This is a genomic window from Streptomyces sp. NPDC059166, from assembly GCF_042755185.1.
Lineage (GTDB): Bacteria > Actinomycetota > Actinomycetes > Streptomycetales > Streptomycetaceae > Streptomyces.
Genome location: NZ_JBHZCI010000007.1, coordinates 1 through 17,915, shown reverse-complemented (window position 1 = coordinate 17,915; position 17,915 = coordinate 1). Strand labels below are relative to the sequence as shown.

14 protein-coding genes are annotated in these 17,915 nt (G+C 72.2%); 10 read left to right on the top strand and 4 right to left on the bottom strand.

The features are described from left to right. Nucleotides 1-315 precede the first annotated feature (315 nt). The 3 genes from ACFXOA_RS07290 to ACFXOA_RS07280 all read left to right on the top strand — a co-directional run bounded on the left by ACFXOA_RS07290 (nucleotide 316) and on the right by ACFXOA_RS07280 (nucleotide 5,497). Complete coding sequence (locus tag ACFXOA_RS07290; RefSeq protein ID WP_385023557.1) at nucleotides 316-2,202, top strand: ABC transporter transmembrane domain-containing protein; 1,887 nt, start codon at nucleotides 316-318, stop codon at nucleotides 2,200-2,202. Beyond that, a complete protein-coding gene (locus ACFXOA_RS07285) occupies nucleotides 2,199-3,980 on the top strand; it encodes an ABC transporter ATP-binding protein (protein ID WP_385023555.1) in 1,782 nt (593 codons plus the stop codon). The genes ACFXOA_RS07290 and ACFXOA_RS07285 overlap by 4 nt, the downstream gene beginning before the upstream one ends. A gap of 155 nt (nucleotides 3,981-4,135) precedes the next feature. Further along, on the top strand, nucleotides 4,136-5,497 hold the full coding sequence (locus ACFXOA_RS07280; RefSeq protein ID WP_385023553.1) for an NAD(P)/FAD-dependent oxidoreductase: 1,362 nt from the start codon (nucleotides 4,136-4,138) through the stop codon (nucleotides 5,495-5,497). A gap of 61 nt (nucleotides 5,498-5,558) precedes the next feature. Here ACFXOA_RS07280 and ACFXOA_RS07275 read toward each other — a convergent pair whose 3' ends face one another. Both ACFXOA_RS07275 and ACFXOA_RS07270 read right to left on the bottom strand, forming a co-directional pair. Continuing rightward, on the bottom strand, nucleotides 5,559-7,094 hold the full coding sequence (locus ACFXOA_RS07275) for an ATP-dependent DNA ligase (RefSeq protein ID WP_385023551.1): 1,536 nt from the start codon (nucleotides 7,092-7,094) through the stop codon (nucleotides 5,559-5,561). A gap of 55 nt (nucleotides 7,095-7,149) precedes the next feature. Next, entirely contained in the window at nucleotides 7,150-7,941 is a 792-nt protein-coding gene (locus ACFXOA_RS07270; RefSeq protein ID WP_385023549.1) for a metal-dependent hydrolase, read from the bottom strand. A gap of 157 nt (nucleotides 7,942-8,098) precedes the next feature. Between ACFXOA_RS07270 and ACFXOA_RS07265 the strand changes: the two genes are divergently transcribed. Beyond that, complete coding sequence (locus tag ACFXOA_RS07265; protein ID WP_385023547.1) at nucleotides 8,099-10,612, top strand: DEAD/DEAH box helicase; 2,514 nt, start codon at nucleotides 8,099-8,101, stop codon at nucleotides 10,610-10,612. Nucleotides 10,613-10,646: 34 nt separating this feature from the next. Further along, nucleotides 10,647-11,522: an acyl-CoA thioesterase gene (locus ACFXOA_RS07260; RefSeq protein ID WP_385023545.1), complete on the top strand. Its 876-nt coding sequence runs from the start codon at nucleotides 10,647-10,649 to the stop codon at nucleotides 11,520-11,522. Between the two features lie 145 nt (nucleotides 11,523-11,667). Here the strand turns inward: ACFXOA_RS07260 and ACFXOA_RS07255 are convergent, their stop codons facing one another. Further along, a complete protein-coding gene (locus ACFXOA_RS07255; RefSeq protein WP_385023543.1) occupies nucleotides 11,668-11,895 on the bottom strand; it encodes a DUF6011 domain-containing protein in 228 nt (75 codons plus the stop codon). A 218-nt stretch (nucleotides 11,896-12,113) separates the two neighbouring features. On the opposite strand from ACFXOA_RS07255, the gene ACFXOA_RS07250 reads away from it, so the two are divergent. The 3 genes from ACFXOA_RS07250 (at nucleotide 12,114) to ACFXOA_RS07240 (ending at nucleotide 16,072) form a co-directional block, all read left to right on the top strand. Beyond that, nucleotides 12,114-13,070: a DUF389 domain-containing protein gene (locus ACFXOA_RS07250; RefSeq protein ID WP_385023541.1), complete on the top strand. Its 957-nt coding sequence runs from the start codon at nucleotides 12,114-12,116 to the stop codon at nucleotides 13,068-13,070. Between the two features lie 110 nt (nucleotides 13,071-13,180). After that, nucleotides 13,181-14,653, top strand: coding sequence for a DUF2252 domain-containing protein (locus ACFXOA_RS07245; protein ID WP_385023539.1), 1,473 nt, complete (start codon nucleotides 13,181-13,183; stop codon nucleotides 14,651-14,653). A gap of 84 nt (nucleotides 14,654-14,737) precedes the next feature. After that, nucleotides 14,738-16,072 (top strand): chloride channel protein, encoded by a 1,335-nt coding sequence (locus tag ACFXOA_RS07240; RefSeq protein WP_385023537.1) that lies wholly within the window; start codon nucleotides 14,738-14,740, stop codon nucleotides 16,070-16,072. Here ACFXOA_RS07240 and ACFXOA_RS07235 read toward each other — a convergent pair. Then, on the bottom strand, nucleotides 16,026-16,490 hold the full coding sequence (locus tag ACFXOA_RS07235) for a hypothetical protein (protein ID WP_385023535.1): 465 nt from the start codon (nucleotides 16,488-16,490) through the stop codon (nucleotides 16,026-16,028). The genes ACFXOA_RS07240 and ACFXOA_RS07235 overlap by 47 nt on opposite strands. A 183-nt stretch (nucleotides 16,491-16,673) precedes the next feature. Here ACFXOA_RS07235 and ACFXOA_RS07230 point away from each other — a divergent pair, with 183 nt between their 5' ends. Continuing rightward, on the top strand, nucleotides 16,674-17,225 hold the full coding sequence (locus ACFXOA_RS07230) for a GNAT family N-acetyltransferase (protein ID WP_385023533.1): 552 nt from the start codon (nucleotides 16,674-16,676) through the stop codon (nucleotides 17,223-17,225). A gap of 31 nt (nucleotides 17,226-17,256) precedes the next feature. Beyond that, nucleotides 17,257-17,745 (top strand): glutathione peroxidase, encoded by a 489-nt coding sequence (locus ACFXOA_RS07225; RefSeq protein WP_385023531.1) that lies wholly within the window; start codon nucleotides 17,257-17,259, stop codon nucleotides 17,743-17,745. The last annotated feature ends 170 nt before the right edge of the window (nucleotides 17,746-17,915 follow it).

Below are 17,915 nucleotides of genomic sequence, written 5' to 3'. Positions count from 1 at the left end.
AATCGCCCCGGAGCACGCCGGTGGCCGGTGAGTTACCACGGAAGCGCGGCCGGCCGTCCCCCGGATACGCCCCCTTGCGGCATGCCGACGGCACTCGGCCCACGCGCGCGGCGGAACTGGGGCCCCACTCCGGCGGCACCCAGACCCACGCGCGCGAAGGAGGACGGGTGCCACACCGGCCCACACCGGCCCACGCCGGCGGCGGAATAATCGGTTGCCCATCTCCTGCGCCGGAAGCGAACCTTGGACGGTTTGGTCCCCCCAACTGTTCCAAGAGGTTCGTCACGAACCTCCGCATCCGATCCTTGGGACGTCATGCAGATTCGCGATCTTCCGTTTACGGATCCCGGCGATCCCGACGTACGGTCGGGCCCTCGATTTCTTCTCTGGCTCGGTCGGCGCCAGCTGACCGGTCAGCTCAGGTCCCTGGGCTGGGGGCTGCTCCACCAGTGCGCGCTCGCCGGCCTCCCGCTGGCGGTCGGCCTCGCCGTGCAGGCCGTCATCGACCGCTCCGGCAGGGATCTGACCAGGGCCGGAGTCCTTCTCGTCGTCCTGGGTGCGCTCATCGCGCTGGGCGACACCATGCTGCACCGCACCGCGGTGACCAACTGGATCACCGCGGCGTCCCGGGTCCAGCAGTTGCTGGCCCGCAGGACCGCCGAGTTGGGATCGGCCCTGACCCGGAGGGTCGCGGCCGGTGAGGTGGTCGCCGTGTCCACGGGCGACGTCGAGAAGATCGGCTGGTTCGTCGAGGCGCTGTCGCGCTTCCTCGCCTCTGCGACGGCACTCGTCCTGATCTGCATCGCGCTGGTGTTCTACCTGCCGTCGCTCGGTGTGCTGGTCGCGGTCGCGACTCCCGTGCTGGCCCTGGCCGTTCTGCCGCTGCTCCCCCGCGCCACCCGCCGGGCCGACCTGCAGCGGGCGAAGGCCGGCCGGGCCACCGAACTGGCCTCCGACACGGTGGCCGGGTTGCGCGTGCTGCGCGGGATCGGCGGCGAGGAGCTCTTCCTGAGCCGCTACCGGCGCGCCTCCCAGGAGGTCCGTGAGGCAGCGGTGCGCAGCGCCCGGATGTGGGCACTGATCTCCGCGATCCAGGTGTTCCTTCCGGGTGTCCTGCTCATCTCGCTGGTCTGGTACGGCGCGACGCTGGCCCGCGACGGGCGCATCGACGTCGGCCAGCTGGTGACCGTGTACAGCGCGGCGACCCTGATGCTCTACCCGCTCCGCACCGTCGAGGAGATCGCCATGGCGTACTCCTTCTCGCGGCCGTCCGCGAAGCGCGCTGTCCGGGTGCTGTCCCTGCGCCGGAATGCGGGTACCACGGCGGTGGACACGGCGAGTACCACGGCGACGGACACGGCGGGTACCGACGGGGTCGACACGGAGGTGCCCACCGGCGATCTGTACGACCCGGTGACGGGGCTGCTGGCGCCGCACGGCCTGTTCACCGCTGTCGTCTGCGGTGATCCCGACGAGGCCGGACGGCTGGCGGAACGCCTCGGTGGGCACTCCGGGCAGGACGAGGAGTCCGGCACGCTTCCGTCCGTGCTGCTGGGCGGGGTCCCGCTGGACGAGCTTCCGCTCGCCACGGCACGGACCGCGGTGCTCGTGCAGGACAAGGACCCGGTGCTGCTCTCGGGGACGCTGCGCGAGTTGCTGGACGTACCGTCCTCAGGGGCTGTGCGAGCCGGGGACGCTCTCGAAGCCGCGCGGTGCGGCGATGTGCTGGACGCTCTCGCACAGGCTTCGGCCGGCACCGACGGCGACCCCATGAACACCCGGATCACCGAGCGCGGCCGGTCGCTGTCCGGCGGTCAGCGGCAGCGGCTCGCACTGGCCCGGTCACTGGTCACCGACCCGGGGACGCTGGTGCTCGACGAACCGACGTCCGCCGTCGACTCGCACACCGAGGCCCATGTCGCGGCGGGCGTCGAGCGGCTGCGCCGGGGGCGTACGACGGTGGCGTTCGCCTCGTCCCCGCTGCTGCTGGATCTCGCCGACCGGGTCGTGCTTCTGCACGGGGGCACGGTCGTCGCGGCGGGAACACACCGCGAACTGCTGCGGAAGGAGCCGCGTTACGTGTCCGTCGTGACCCGCGAGACCGAGGACGGCGGCGCGGGACGGGCACCGCGGGACGGGCGCGGCACTCTTGACGGCCCACGGCCGATCCGTGCCGCCGAGGAAATCGAGGAGCGAGCATGATCGGCCTGGCACCGCCGCAGTACGACCCGGCCGCACCGGCGTCGGCCACGACCCTGCCGGTCGGTACGCCGACGACCGTACGGTCCTACGTGAAGGCCCTGCTGAGGCGCCACCGCAGAGCCTTCGTGGTCCTGATCGCCACCAACGCGGTCGCGGTGATCGCGTCGATCACCGGGCCGTACCTCCTCGGCGGGCTCGTCGAGGACCTCTCCGACGGAGTCACCGACCTCCATCTGGAGCGCACCGCCGGGGTGTTCGCGCTGGCACTGGTCGTGCAGGCCGTGTTCACCCGGATCATGCGGCTGCGCGGGGCGATGCTCGGTGAGGAGATGCTGGCCGACCTGCGGGAGGACTTCCTGGTGCGCTCGGTCAGGCTGCCCCCGGGTGTCCTCGAACGCGCGGGCACCGGCGATCTCCTGTCCAGGATCACGACGGACGTCGACCGGCTGGCCAACGCGATGCGGGAGGCCGTACCCCAGTTGGCGATCGGCGTCGTCTGGGTCGCACTCCTGCTCGGGGCGCTCACCGTCACCGCTCCGCCGCTGGCGCTCGCCGCCCTGATCGCCCTTCCGGTTCTGTTCGCCGGCTGCCGCTGGTACTTCCGGCGGGCGCCTTCGGCGTACCGCTCGGAGGCGGCCGGGTACGCGGCGGTCGCGGCGGCGCTCGCCGAGACGGTGGACGCCGGCCGGACCGTGGAGTCGCACCGGCTCGGCGCGCGCCGGGTCGCCCTGTCCGACCGCAGGGTCAAGGAGTGGACGGCCTGGGAGCGGTACACCCTCTTCCTGAGGTCGGTGCTCTTTCCCGTCATCAACACCACCTACGTGACGATCCTCGGCGCGGTGCTGCTCCTGGGCGGATGGTTCGTGATCGAGGGCTGGATCACCGTCGGGCAGCTGACGACGGGGGCGCTGCTGTCGCAGATGATGGTGGATCCCATCGGGCTGATCCTGCGGTGGTACGACGAGCTGCAGGTCGCCCAGGTATCCCTGGCGAGGCTCGTCGGCGTGCGGGAGATCGAGCCCGACGCCGGGGACGGGCAGGCGGGCCCCGAGGGGCGTGAGATGCGGGCCGAGGAGGTGCGGTTCGGGTACCAGGCAGGCGTGGACGTGCTGCACGACGTCTCCCTGCGCCTCTCGCCGGGCACCCGGCTCGCGCTGGTCGGGCCGTCGGGAGCGGGCAAGTCGACGCTCGGCCGGCTGCTCGCCGGAATCTATGCGCCCCGGGAGGGTTCCGTCTCGCTGGGCGGCGCGGAACTGTCCCGGATGACGGCGGAGCTGGTCCGCACGCAGGTGGCTCTGGTCAACCAGGAGCACCACGTCTTCGTGGGTTCGCTGCGGGACAACCTGCTGCTGGCCCGTACGGACGCCGGGGACGCCGAGCTGTGGGCGTCGCTCGCCGCGGTGGACGCGGATGACTGGGCCAGGGCGTTGGACGACGGCCTGGACACGGAGGTGGGCTCCGGGGGGCTGGCCCTCACTCCCGCGCAGGCTCAGCAGGTCGCCCTGGCACGCCTGGTCCTGGCGGACCCGCACACCCTGGTGCTGGACGAGGCGACGTCGCTGCTCGATCCGCGGGCGGCCCGGCATCTCGAGCGTTCACTGGCGCGGGTGCTGGACGGCCGTACGGTCGTGGCGATCGCTCACCGGCTGCACACCGCGCACGACGCGGACGTCATCGCGGTGGTCGAGGGCGGCCGCATCAGCGAACTGGGCAGCCACGACGAGCTGGTGACCGCCGGGGGTGCCTACGCGGCGCTGTGGCGCTCCTGGCACGGCTGAGCAGGGACGACCGGGTAGGCAACGGAAGTCACGGGGCCGGGTCCGCCGCCACAAGAGGCGGACTCGGCCCCCTGCGGTGAGGATGAGGGAGTGACTGGCTCCGGATACGGGGCAGGCGAGCGATGACCGCGTAAGCCCGAGAAGGGACGCACACCGTGGCACGACCCAGGATCCTCGTTGTCGGCGCCGGCTTTGCCGGGGTCGAGTGCGTGCGCCGGCTGGAGCGCAGCCTCGCCCCCGGCGAGGCGGACATCGCGCTCGTCACCCCGTTCTCGTACCAGCTGTACCTGCCACTCCTCCCCCAGGTCGCCTCCGGCGTGCTCACCCCGCAGTCGGTCGCGGTCTCGCTGCGCCGCAGCCGGCGCCACCGCACCCGGATCGTGCCCGGCGGGGCCATCGGTGTGGACACCAAGGCGAAGGTCTGCGTGGTCCGCATGATCACGGACGAGATCGTCAACGAACCGTACGACTACATCGTTCTCGCCGCCGGCAGCATCACCCGGACGTTCGACATCCCCGGGCTGGTCGACAACGCCAGGGGCATGAAGACCCTCGCGGAGGCGGCCTACATCAGGGACCACGTCATCTCCCAGCTGGATCTGGCCGACGCGAGCCACGACGAGGAGGAACGGGCGTCGCGGCTGCAGTTCGTGGTCGTGGGCGGCGGATACGCCGGTACGGAGACGGCGGCGTGCCTGCAGTTGCTGACCACCAACGCCGTCAAGCACTATCCCCGGCTGGATCCAAGGCTGATCAAGTGGCACCTGATCGACATCGCCCCGAAGCTGATGCCCGAACTGGGCGACAAGCTCGGGCGCAGCGCTCTCGAGATCCTGCGCAAGCGGGGCATCGAGGTCTCGCTGGGGGTGTCCGTCGCCGAGGCAGGGCCGGACAAGGTGACGTTCACCGACGGCCGGGTCCTGCCCTGCCGCACGCTGATCTGGACGGCCGGGGTCGCGGCGAGTCCGCTGGTCGCGACGCTGGAAGCCGAGACGGTACGCGGGCGTCTCGCCGTGACGCCGGAGATGTCGGTCCCGGGCGTCGACGGGGTGTTCGCCCTCGGCGACGCGGCAGCGGTGCCGGACCTGGCCAAGGGCGACGGCTCCATCTGCCCGCCGACCGCTCAGCACGCCATGCGCCAGGGCCGCAAGCTCGCGGACAACATCATCGCCTCGCTGCGCGGGCGTCCGCTGTCGCCCTACGTCCACAAGGACCTCGGCCTGGTCGTGGACCTCGGTGGCCGGGACGCGGTGTCCAAGCCCCTGGGCATCGAGCTGAGCGGGATGCCGGCCCAGGCCGCGGCGCGTGGTTACCACTGGGCGGCTCTGCGGACGAACGTCGCCAAGACCCGGGTCATGACCAACTGGCTGCTCAACGCGATCGCCGGTGACGACTTCGTGCGTACCGGGTTCCAGGCGCGCAAGCAGGCGACGCTGCGCGCGTTCGAGTACACCGACGCCTATCTCACGCCCGAGGAGATCCGGGCGCACACCGCGGGGGCGGACGCCCGCGGCTGACCGGTCTCTGCCCCGGCCCCCGCCCCGCCGGGCGGGGGCCGGGGCGTGTCCTCACACCCGCTCACACCCGGCGGGAGAGAACCGTGTCGACGGTATCCGCGTCGGCCGGCCGCTTGTCCTCGCGGTAGCGGAGCACCCGTGCGAAGCGGAGTGTCACACCCGCCGGGTAGCGGGTGGATGTCTGGAGGCCGTCGTAGGCGATCTCGACGACGAGCTCCGGGCGGACGGTCACCACGTGCCCGTCGTCGCCCGTGGACAGCTCCCGGAGGCGTTCGGTCTGCCAGGTGAGCATCGCGTCCGTGAGCCCTTTGAAGGTCTTGCCGAGCATGGCGAACGTGCCGTCGTCCCGGCGTGCGCCCAGGTGCAGGTTGGAGAGCTTCCCGGTGCGCCTGCCGTGGCCCCATTCGGCGGCCAGGACCACGAGGTCGAGGGTGTGCACGGGTTTCACCTTGAGCCAGGAGGCACCTCGCCGCCCCGCGCTGTACGCCGACGTGGCGCCCTTGGCCACGACACCCTCATGGCCGAGGGCGAGGGTGGCTTCGAAGAACGCCTCCGCGGCCGCGCGCTGCTCCCCGTCGTCGGCGTCCTCCACGACCACACGCCGTACGCGCATCGCTTCGGGGACCAGGGCGGCGAGCTCGCCGTGGCGTTCGGTGAGGGGGAGGTCGAGGAGTTCTCGTCCGTCCACGGAGAGCAGGTCGAAGAAGACGGGGACCACGGGGACGGCTCCGGCCGCTCCGGCGACGTCCCGGCGCGAGCCGAGGCGGCCCGCGGTCTCCTGGAACGGCCGGGGTCTGCCGTCCGCGCCGAGGCCGATCGCCTCGCCGTCGAGGATGAAGCGGTCGGCGCGGAAACCGGCGACGGCGGCGGCGATCTCCGGGACGCGGTCGGTGATGTCGTCGAGCGTGCGGGTGTAGACGCCTACCCGGGGGCCGTCGCGGTGCACCTGGACGCGGATGCCGTCCAGCTTCTCCTCGACGGCGCAGGGCCCCAGCCGGTCGACCGCATCGGCGACGGCGCGGGCCGAGTGCGCCAGCATGGGCTGCACGGGCCGGCCGACGGTGAGCCGGAAGGACGCGAGGGCCGCCGGTCCCTCGGCGAGCACCGCGCGTGCGACCGGTCCGAGCGCTCCGGCGAGCATGACCGCGCGCCGTACGTCGGCGGCGGGCGCGCCCGCGGCGTCGGCCAGGGCGTCGACCGCGAGGGCGTCCAGCGCTCCCTGGCGTACCTCTCCGGTGAGCAGTCCCCGCAGGAAGTGCTGTTCGTCCTCCGTGGCGGCGCCCAGGAGCCGCGCCAGCCGCTCCTTGCGGGCGGCCTGCGAGCCGGGCCCCTTCAGGGCGCCGATCGCCGTCAGCTCCGCGTCCGTCTCCGCCACCATGAGGGTGGGGGTCCCGGCGGGCGTCACGGGCCCGCGCAGCGCGCTCCAGCCGATCCCCAGCCGCCCCTGCGGGAGCCGGCCCGCGAGATACGGGATGACCACCGGGACGTCCTCGGGCTCCGCGTCCCGGAAGATTCCCGCCAGCAGGGCGGTCTTGCGGGACCGGGCCGAGGTCGCGGCCACTTCCAGGGACACGCGGGCGAGCCGGGCGAGCAGCATGGAGCCATGGTCCTACGGCGTCGGGCCGGACGCTCCCGGAGCAGGCCCCCGGTGGTCAGATGACGTTGAGCGCCGCCGCCGCGCCCACGCCTCCGAGGATCATGAAGGCGGGCATCAGCACCTTGATCTCCACCCAGCTGCCGGCCCGGAAGCGCATGGCCTTGGGCGGCCCGAGGGGGTACCAGCGCTTGCGTCCCAGCGGTATCGGCCACAGGATCGGGCAGCCGGAGACCGTCAGCGCGTCCCCGATGTCGTGGACGAGCGCGCCGAGGATGATCGGCAGGCCGAGCCAGAGGTACTCCTGGCCGGGCGCGTCGAAGAGCCAGTCGGCGCCGTGTCCCGGCTTGTCCAGCACTCCCGCGAGGATCCAGGCACTGGTCGCGCCGAGGAGCCAGACGAGGACGTCGCTGGAGACGCGTGCCGCGCGCCACAGGAGGCCCTCGACGGCGAGGACGAGGTGGACGAAGAGGATCGCGAGGACCGCCCACCGGCCTCCGGTGATCGCGGCGACCGACGCGGCCGCACCGCACAGCACCGCCCAGAGCCAGGTGTGGGTGAGGGTGCGGTGCCCGCCGGTCCTGCGCGGGTCGCCGGGGCTCTTGGTCGCCTTGTAGACCGCGTACGACAGTTTGTCGACGATCTCGCAGACGGCCTTGGAGACCGGGCCGAAGGCACGCGAGATGGTGGCCGACTTGTGGTCGAGGTCCGGGGCGAGTGCCGCCCCCGCGGTGATCAGGGCACCGACCACCAGGACGGGCCAGGGCATGGTGTGGCCCGCGGCGGCCGCCGCGGCGCCCACCCCCAGCCAGGCCGCCGCCCCGGACAGAGAGTGTGCCGGTCCCATCATGTGTGTTCGCGCCCCCATCGTCGTTCGGCCGTGCGATCAGGCCAGGCCCCCGTATGGCTGTGCGGGACAGCCGAGTTGAGTGGGAAGCGTATCGTCCGTGATCTTCACCCCGTCCGCCGGTTCCCGCATCCGGGCACGAGGCAGGCAAGATGGGGGCGTGACCCTTATCGATCAGCTCCCCCCGACCGCCGACCCGGACGCCCTCTTCGAGTCCTTCTCGTCATGGACCGAATCGCAGGGCATCACCCTCTATCCGGCTCAGGAGGAGGCGCTGATCGAGGTGGTCTCCGGGGCGAACGTGATCCTCTCCACCCCCACCGGTTCCGGAAAGAGCCTGGTCGCGGCCGGTGCGCACTTCACCGCCCTGGCCCAGGACAAGGTCACCTTCTACACCGCGCCGATCAAGGCGCTGGTGTCGGAGAAGTTCTTCGACCTGTGCAAGCTCTTCGGCACGGAGAACGTCGGCATGCTCACCGGCGACGCCTCGGTCAACGCCGACGCCCCGGTCATCTGCTGCACCGCCGAGGTCCTCGCGTCGATCGCGCTGCGCGACGGGAAGTACGCCGACATCGGCCAGGTCGTGATGGACGAGTTCCACTTCTACGCGGAGCCGGACCGCGGCTGGGCGTGGCAGATCCCGCTGCTGGAGCTGCCGCAGGCCCAGTTCGTCCTGATGTCGGCGACGCTCGGCGACGTCTCGATGTTCGAGAAGGACCTGACGCGGCGGACCGGCAGGCCGACGTCGGTGGTGCGTTCGGCGACCCGGCCGGTGCCGCTGAGTTACGAGTACCGGCTGACGCCGATCACCGAGACGCTGACCGAGCTCCTGGACACCCGGCAGTCGCCGGTCTACATCGTGCACTTCACCCAGGCGGCGGCGGTGGAGCGGGCGCAGTCGCTGATGAGCATCAACATGTGCTCGAAGGAGGAGAAGGAGAAGATCGCCGACCTGATCGGCAGCTTCCGCTTCACCACCAAGTTCGGCCAGAACCTCTCGCGCTACGTCCGCCACGGCATCGGGGTGCACCACGCGGGCATGCTGCCCAAGTACCGCCGCCTCGTGGAGAAGCTCGCCCAGGCGGGTCTGCTGAAGGTGATCTGCGGTACGGACACCCTGGGGGTCGGGGTCAACGTCCCGATCCGCACGGTGCTGTTCACCGCGCTGACCAAGTACGACGGCACCCGGGTGCGCACACTGCGAGCCCGGGAGTTCCACCAGATCGCGGGCCGCGCCGGGCGGGCCGGCTTCGACACCGCGGGCTTCGTCGTGGCGCAGGCCCCCGAGCACGTCATCGAGAACGAGAAGGCCGTCAAGAAGGCCGGCGACGACCCGAAGAAGAAGCGCAAGGTGGTCCGCAAGAAGGCCCCCGAGGGCTTCGTCGCCTGGTCGGAGACCACCTTCGACAAGCTGATCCAGTCCGAGCCGGAGCCTCTGACCTCGCGCTTCCGTGTGACGCACACGATGCTGCTCTCGGTCATCGCCCGTCCGGGCAACGCCTTCGAGGCGATGCGGCGGCTGCTGGAGGACAACCACGAGCCGCGCAGGGCGCAGCTGCGGCACATCCGCCGTGCGATCGCGATCTACCGTTCACTGCTCGACGGCGGCGTGGTGGAGCGGCTCGACACCCCCGACGCGGAGGGCCGGATCGTGCGGCTGACCGTCGACCTCCAGCAGGACTTCGCGCTCAACCAGCCGCTGTCCACGTTCGCGCTGGCCGCCTTCGACCTGCTGAACGCCGAATCCCCTTCGTACGCCCTGGACATGGTCTCCGTCGTCGAGTCGACGCTGGACGACCCGAGGCAGATCCTCGCCGCTCAGCAGAACAAGGCGCGCGGTGAGGCCGTCGGGCAGATGAAGGCGGACGGGGTCGAGTACGAGGAGCGCATGGAGCGGCTCCAGGAGGTCACGTATCCCAAGCCGCTGAGCGAGCTGCTGTGGCACGCGTACGACGTGTACCGCACCAGCCACCCGTGGGTCGGCGACCACCCGGTGTCGCCGAAGTCGGTGATCCGGGACATGTTCGAGCGGGCCATGACCTTCACCGAGTTCACCTCGAACTACGAGCTGGCCCGCACCGAGGGCATCGTGCTGCGCTATCTGGCGAGCGCGTACAAGGCCCTGGAGCACACCATCCCGGACGACCTGAAGTCCGAGGACCTGGAAGACCTGATCGCCTGGCTCGGCGAGATGGTGCGGCAGGTGGACTCCAGTCTGCTGGACGAGTGGGAGCAGCTGGCCAATCCGGAGGTGGAGACCGCCGAGCAGGCGCAGGAGCGGGCGGACGAGGTCAAGCCGGTCACGGCCAACGCCCGCGCCTTCCGGGTCCTGGTGCGCAACGCGATGTTCCGGCGGGTCGAGCTCGCGGCCCTGGACAGGGTGCGTGACCTGGGCGAGCTGGACGCCGAGTCGGGCTGGGACGAGGACGCGTGGGGCGAGGCCATGGACGCGTACTGGGACGAGCACGACGACCTGGGAACCGGCCCGGACGCCCGCGGCCCGAAGCTGCTGAAGATCGACGAGGACCCCGGGCACGGGCTGTGGCGGGTGTGGCAGGCCTTCGCCGACCCGGCCGGGGACCACGACTGGGGAATTCGTGCGGAGGTCGATCTCGCGGCCTCCGACGAGGAGGGCCGGGCCGTCGTCCGGGTCACGGCCGTGGGCCGGATGTGACGGCGCACCGGCCAGGAGAGTGGAGAAGAACCGCATGACGAACCCCGCCGACAGCCTGGTCGATCTGCTCGACCTGGAGCGGATCGAGGTCAACATCTTCCGTGGCCGCAGCCCCGAGGAGTCCCTGCAACGGGTCTTCGGCGGCCAGGTCGCGGGCCAGGCGCTGGTGGCCGCCGGGCGCACCACGGACGGGGACCGTCCGGTGCACTCGCTGCACGCGTACTTCCTGCGCCCGGGGCGCCCCGGCGTGCCGATCGTGTACGACGTGGAGCGGGTGCGGGACGGCCGCTCGTTCACCACGCGCCGGGTCACGGCGGTGCAGCAGGGCCGGACGATCTTCAATCTGACCGCGTCGTTCCACCGCCCCGAGGAGGCCGGGTTCGAGCACCAGCTCCCGCCGGCGCGCGTCGTGCCCGATCCGGACGAGCTGCCGACGGTGGCCGACGAGGTCCGGGAACACCTCGGCGGCCTGCCCGAGGCGCTGGAGCGGATGGCCCGGCGCCAGCCCTTCGACATCCGTTACGTCGACCGGCTGCGGTGGACCCGTGAGGAGATCCAGGACGCCGACCCGCGCAGCGCGGTGTGGATGCGGGCGGTCGGTCCGCTGGGCGACGACCCGCTCGTCCACACCTGCGCTCTGACGTACGCCAGCGACATGACCCTCCTGGACGCGGTGCGCATCCCCGTCGAGCCGCTGTGGGGTCCGCGCGGCTTCGACATGGCCTCGCTGGACCACGCGATGTGGTTCCACCGGCCGTTCCGGGCGGACGAGTGGTTCCTGTACGACCAGGAGTCGCCGATCGCCACGGGTGGCCGGGGGCTGGCCCGGGGCAGGATCTACGACCGCCAGGGGCAGCTCCTGGTGTCCGTGGTGCAGGAGGGGCTGTTCCGGCGGCTCGGCGGGGCCTGATCGTCCGGGGCGGTCTCAGCGGCGGCGCGTGGGACCGCGCGGGGCGGCGGGAGCGGTTCCGGCATCCCACGAGCCGCCCGGCGCCGTTCGTGCGCCCACGAGCCGTCCGGGGCGGTCCAGGGTGCCCGGGAGCCGCCGAGCCGTTTCAGGCGCCCGGGAGCGGGTCCTGTTCCACCTCGTGGCGGCGGTGGCGGATGTCCGGGCCGGGCGGGTGCAGGGCGGCGTCGCAGGCGGGGCCGAGCCCGGTCCGGCGTGACTCGGTGCTGGTGAGGGGGCGGCCGCACAGGGCGCACCGTACCGTGCGGCGGTCCGCGGGGCGCGGCGGCTCGGCGGGTGGTCCGGGGACGCCGGGGAGGGGCTCGGGGGACTCCACAGGTGCATCCTCTCAGGGGGCGCCCCGGGCGGGCTCCGCCGGGGAGGCGCCCGGGGCACCACGGGTGTGGTCCGCTCCGGCGCGCCGGTCGGCCGCTCGCCGGGTGGGGCGTGGGCAGCTGTGGGAGGGTATCGCTCCATGGCCGCCCATACCCGTCCGTTCCCGCGCGAAGGCCGCCGTCCGGTACACCCCTCACGGACCCGCCGGGGAGGCGTCGCGTGGACATGATCCATGTCCGGGCGGTCAGCCCGCACGATCTCACCGATCGGGTCGAGGAACTGCTTGCGGGTGACCCGTACGTCCTGAACCTGACCGTGCGGCGAGGTTCCGTGCACCGTCCGGACGGGGACGAGGTCTCCTGCGACGTGCTCACGGGCGCTGCGAACGCGGTGCTGCACTCCCTGCGCGAACTCGGGGTGGACGTGCGCGGGTCGCTCCTGGTGGAGCAGGTGGACCTGGCGTTCCCGGGGCGGGCGACCGATGCCGCGATGCGCGGACTGGGCAGGCTCGCACACGCCCCGGTGTGGGAGCAGGTGGAGGCGCGCATCCGCTCCGAAGGCAGGTACGCGCCGAGTTTCTACCTGTACCTGGTCGTCGCGGGCCTCATCGGCTCGGTCGGGATCGTCACCAACTCCCAGATCCTCATCGTGGGGGCCATGATCGTCGGCCCGGAGTACGGGGCGATCGTCGCCGTGGCCCTGGGCATCGACCGGGGCAACCGGGCCATGGTCCGCTCCGGCCTCCGCGCCCTGGGCGCGGGACTGCTGCTGACGATCGTCGTCACCTTCCTCTTCAGCCTGCTGATCCGTGCCTTCGGCCTGCAGTCGGCGGCGTTCGACCGGGGGCTGCGGCCTGTCTCCGACCTGATCAACACCCCCAACTTCTTCTCCTTCGCCGTCGCCGCGCTGGCAGGTGTGGTCGGCATCGTCTCGCTCACCGAGTCCCGCACGGGCGCGCTGCTCGGGGTCTTCATCTCCGTGACGACCATCCCGGCGGCTTCCGCCGTGAGCGTCTCGACGGCCTTCGCCAGCTGGACCGAGGCGTGGGGATCCCTCATCCAGTTGCTCGTCAACATCACCGTGCTCATCGTGGTGGGTGCGCTCGCGCTCAGGGGCCAGCGGGCGGTCTGGCGCCGGGTGGGGCAGGACGGGGCGGGCATCCGACCGCGTGCGTGACCGGGCTCCCGCCGCACCCGGGGGCTTCGGGCGGCCGGATCCCGCCCGGGCCGGGATGATGGGGACACGGGCCGGCCGGACGGCCCGGCGCACGTTCCGGGAGGTCCGTCATGGCCGAGGAATCCGCCTCACCGCTGCGCGCCGCACCGGGCGCGACACCCAGGGAACGGGCCGCGCTCGGCAAGGCGGCGCGCAAGAGGGCACCCCGGTCGGGTCACCGCGCGTACGAGGCTGCCGCGGGGCGGCCGGACCCTCTGGAGATCCTGGAGGCCCAGTCCGCGGCCCGGGTCCAGGAGCTCGTCCCGATCCGGTACGGGCGGATGACCGAGTCACCGTTCCGCTTCTATCGCGGGGCCGCGGCGGTCATGGCCTCGGATCTCGCCGGAACACCCGTATCCGGGATCCGCGCGCAACTGTGCGGTGACGCCCATCTGCTGAACTTCAGGCTGCTCGCCTCCCCCGAGCGCAATCTGCTCTTCGACATCAACGACTTCGACGAGACGCTGCCGGGCCCCTGGGAATGGGACGTCAAGCGCCTGTCGGCCAGCCTGGTCATCGCCGGGCGCGCCAACGGCTTCGGCCTCGGGGAACGGGCCGGCGTGGTCCGGGCCGCCGTGCGGTCGTACCGGGAGTCCATGTCGCGTTTCGCGGGCATGCGCAACCTGGAGCTCTGGTACACGAAGATCGAGGCCGGCCTCCTGGCGTCCCTGGCGGCCGACCGGCTCGCCCCACGGGGCCGCAGGCGCGTGGCCCGGGCCACGGCGAAGGCCCGGGGCCGGGACAGTCTGCAGGCGTTCGGCAAGCTCACCGAGGTGCACGGCGGGAGCGTACGGATCGCCGCCGACCCCCCACTGCTGGTACCTGTCCGCGACCTGCTGTCCGATGAGGAACGCCGGGTGCGGGAAGGGCAGTTCACGGACCTCATCCACCGCTACGGGCGCAGCCTGCCGTCGGACCGCAGGGCGCTGCTGGCCGACTACCGGCCGGTGGACATGGCACGCAAGGTCGTCGGGGTGGGAAGTGTCGGCACCCGGTGCTGGATCATCCTGCTGCTGGGACGGGACGGCGGCGATCCCCTCCTCCTCCAGGCCAAGGAGGCGGACACTTCGGTGCTGGCGCCGCACGCGGGGGCGAGCGCCTACCGCAACCAGGGCCGGCGGGTCGTGGCGGGCCAGCGGCTGATGCAGGCCGCCGGGGACATCTTCCTGGGATGGGAGCGGGTCGAGGGGATCGACGGGAAGGTCCGCGACTTCTACGTACGCCAGCTGCGCGACTGGAAGGGCATCGCCCGGCCTGAGCTGATGACACCTGTCGACATGTCCGCCTTCGGCGAGCTGTGCGGGACGACACTGGCCCGCGCGCACGCCCGGTCCGGCGACCGCATCGCCATCGCGGCGTATCTCGGCCGGAGCGACGTGTTCGACCGGGCGCTGGCGGAGTTCGCCGAGCTGTACGCCGACCAGAACGAGCGGGACCACCGGGCGCTGGTGCGCGCCGTGGCCGCGGGACGCCTGCCGGCGGTCGAGGACGGTCCCCGCCGGCGGGCCGGTTCACCGAACACCCCCACTGGTCACATCACCTGACATAGCAGCACATCGTGGTATCACCGTGGGGAACCGGTCGATGTGCGGAACCGACCGGGACCCGACCGCGAGGAGACCATGACCATGTCCGCCGAACCGGCCGCGGCGTCCGGCCCGGAGTCGCCGGATCCGCTCGCGGTGATCCGCTCCCGGGAGTACGTGGCCCACCTGGTCCTGGTGGCCGCACTCGGTGTGCCCATCTCCGCGGCGGCGTTCGGATTCCTGGCGCTCGTCCACGAGATCGAGTCCCTCACCTACACAGACCTGCCCCGTGCCCTCGGATTCGACGGGACACCGAACTGGTGGCCGGTGCCGCTGCTGGCCCTGTCGGGCCTGCTGACGGCACTGGCCATCCGCCACCTTCCGGGGACCGGCGGGCACAGACCGGCCGAGGGGATGGTGAGCACCGGAGCTCCGACGGCCGCCGAACTGCCGGGGGTCGCCCTTGCCGCGCTGGCCACACTCGGGCTCGGCGCGGTCCTCGGACCCGAGGCGCCGCTGATCGCCCTGGGCGGCGGGCTGGCCGCCTGCGCGGCACGGCTGGTCAAGCCGGGCATCGCGCCGAGGGCCGGCGCGCTGGTGGCGGCCGCCGGCAGCTTCGCCGCTGTCAGCGCCCTGCTGGGCTCACCACTGCTCGGCGCCTTCCTGCTGATGGAGGCCTCCGGCCTCGCCGGGATGATGCTCGGCCTCGTCCTCGTGCCCGGCCTGCTGGCCGCCGGCATCGGGTCGCTCATCTTCGTGGGCCTGGGGTCGTGGACCGGCCTGGGCACGTACTCGCTCGCCCTCCCGGACGTGCCCCACACCCCCCACCCCTCGCTCGCGGAGTTCGGCTGGGCCGTCCTCCTGGGGGCCGTGGCGGCCTTCGCCGGGACGGGCGTCAAGAGGCTGTCCCTGTCCCTCCAGGAACGGGTCGAGCGGCGCCGCGTCATCTGGACGGTGGCCATGGGACTGACGGTGGGTGCTCTCGCGTTCCTCTACGCCGAGAGCACGGGGAGGAACGCCTCCGAGGTGCTGTACTCCGGCCAGGACGACCTGGGTGGCCTGCTGGCCGGCGAGGCGGCCTACACGGTCGGGACGCTTCTGGTCCTGATCGCCTGCAAGGCGCTCGCCTACTCCGCCTCCCTCGGCGCGTTCCGGGGCGGCCCCATCTTCCCGGCGATGTTCCTGGGAGCGGCGGCCGGGCTGGTGCTCTCGCACCTGCCCGGCCTCCATGCCACGTCCGGCTTCGCGATGGGGATCGGCGCCATGTGCGTGGCCATGCTGCGACTGCCGATGACCTCGGTGCTGCTGGCCACGCTGCTGCTGGGGTCCTCGGGCGTCACCGTGATGCCGCTGGTCATCGTCTCGGTGGTGGTCTCCTACGTCCTGGTCCTCAGGCTCGAACGCCCTTCTGCGGTCCCGAGCACAGCGCCCAGATGACGAAGACGTTGACCGCGATGAGGACGAGGGACCAGAGGGGGTAGTACGGGAGCCACAGAAAGTTGGCGAGTGCGAGGAGCCCGGCGAGCACGACGCCGACGCCGCGCGCCCAGATCGCGCCGCTGAACACGGCGAAACCGGCGACCACGACCACGATGCCCAGGATGAGGTGGATCCACCCCCAGCCTGTCAGGCTGAACTGGAACGTGTAGTTCCGGGTCGAGACGAACAGGTCGTCCTCGGCGATGGCCGCGATGCCCTCGAAGATCGCCATGGCGCCGCCGAAGATCATCATCACGCCGGCGAACACGGTCCAGCCCGACGGGGCGCCCTTGCCGGACACCCCCTTGCCGGACGTTCCCCTGCCCGCCCCGGCGGGGTCATGGTCGCTGCGCGCCCCCGTCGTACTTCCAGACATGTCAGCCTCCTCGGCTCCCGTTCAACATCCGACCTGAGTCGAATGTTGCTTATGTACCGTTCAATAGCCTGACACGCCATCACCCCATCGGCGCGCGGAGAATCACCCCGGCACCCTCCGTCACGCGCTGCCGATCATCCTGTCCTGAGCCCTTCCCGCACCGAAACGCGAAAGGATCACCCCATGACCGAGATCGCCCAGGTGTCCGGCCCTGAGCTCGTCACGTACGCCGACGAGCTCGCCGCTCTGCTGATCGAGACGGTGGACGACGGGGCCTCTGTCGGCTTCCTCGCCCCGCTCGACCGGACGGCGGCCGCCGCCTGGTGGCGGGAGCGGGCGGCCGCCGTGGAGTCGGGCAGCCACCGGATCTGGGTCGCCCGGGACGACCAGCGGGTGGCGGGCACCATCAGCCTGGTCAGGCAGCCCATGCCCAACGCGCGCCACCGCGCGGAGATCGCCAAGCTCGTGGTGCGGCCTTCGGCGCGCGGCCGCGGGGTCGGCCGCGCGCTGCTCACCACCGCGGAACGGTCCGCCGCGGCGGAAGGGCTGACGCTGCTGGTCCTGGACACCGAGACCGGGAGTGACGCCGAACGGCTCTACCGTTCGGCGGGCTGGACCGCCTGCGGCTCCGTCCCGGACTACGCGGCGGACCCGTACGGCACGCTCAGGGCGACGACGTACTACTACCGGAGGCTGGGCCCCGCGGAGGCCTCGGGGCACGGGGCGCCACAATGAGGTCAAGGCAACGCCCAGGAGGAGACAGCACATGACACTGCACGACATCCCGCTCCGCACGCTCACCGGCGAACCGACCACGCTGGGCGCCTACGCGGGCTCAGCCGTCCTGGTGGTGAACGTCGCGTCCAAGTGCGGCCTCACTCCGCAGTACGCCGGCCTGGAGAGGCTCCAGAAGGAGTACGGGGAGCGGGGGTTCACCGTCCTCGGAGTGCCGTGCAACCAGTTCATGGGCCAGGAGCCCGGGAACGCGGAGGAGATCCGGACCTTCTGCTCGACGACCTACGGGGTCAGCTTCCCGCTGCTGGAGAAGACCGACGTCAACGGCGAGGGGCAGCACCCGCTCTACGCGGAGCTGACCCGGCTCGAGGACGCGGAGGGCGCGGCCGGTGACGTCCAGTGGAACTTCGAGAAGTTCCTGATCTCCCCGGCGGGCGAACCGGTCGCCCGGATCCGTCCGCGCACCGAGCCGGAGGACCCGGAGGTCGTGGCGGCCATCGAGGCGCAGCTGCCGCGCTGAGGACTGCAGCCGGGTACGGAAGCGGCCGGGGGGGGGGGGGGGGGGGGGGGGGGGGGGGCGCGCCCCCCCCCCCGCCCGGGGGGGGGGGGGCGGGGGGGGGCCGCCCGGGGGCGGTGGGGGGGGGGGGTCACCGCGAGCCCCCGCCCCCCCCCCGCGCCGCCCCCCCCCCC

Excerpts from the sequence above, each read along its gene's own strand:
- ACFXOA_RS07225 (WP_385023531.1), top strand. The coding sequence starts at position 17,257 with ATGACACTGCACGACATCCCGCTCCGCACGCTCACCGGCGAACCGACC.
- ACFXOA_RS07285 (WP_385023555.1), top strand. The coding sequence starts at position 2,199 with ATGATCGGCCTGGCACCGCCGCAGTACGACCCGGCCGCACCGGCGTCG.
- ACFXOA_RS07290 (WP_385023557.1), top strand. The coding sequence starts at position 316 with ATGCAGATTCGCGATCTTCCGTTTACGGATCCCGGCGATCCCGACGTA.
- ACFXOA_RS07230 (WP_385023533.1), top strand. The coding sequence starts at position 16,674 with ATGACCGAGATCGCCCAGGTGTCCGGCCCTGAGCTCGTCACGTACGCC.
- ACFXOA_RS07260 (WP_385023545.1), top strand. The coding sequence starts at position 10,647 with ATGACGAACCCCGCCGACAGCCTGGTCGATCTGCTCGACCTGGAGCGG.
- ACFXOA_RS07245 (WP_385023539.1), top strand. The coding sequence starts at position 13,181 with ATGGCCGAGGAATCCGCCTCACCGCTGCGCGCCGCACCGGGCGCGACA.
- ACFXOA_RS07270 (WP_385023549.1), bottom strand. The coding sequence starts at position 7,941 with ATGATGGGACCGGCACACTCTCTGTCCGGGGCGGCGGCCTGGCTGGGG.
- ACFXOA_RS07235 (WP_385023535.1), bottom strand. The coding sequence starts at position 16,490 with ATGTCTGGAAGTACGACGGGGGCGCGCAGCGACCATGACCCCGCCGGG.
- ACFXOA_RS07275 (WP_385023551.1), bottom strand. The coding sequence starts at position 7,094 with ATGCTGCTCGCCCGGCTCGCCCGCGTGTCCCTGGAAGTGGCCGCGACC.
- ACFXOA_RS07240 (WP_385023537.1), top strand. The coding sequence starts at position 14,738 with ATGTCCGCCGAACCGGCCGCGGCGTCCGGCCCGGAGTCGCCGGATCCG.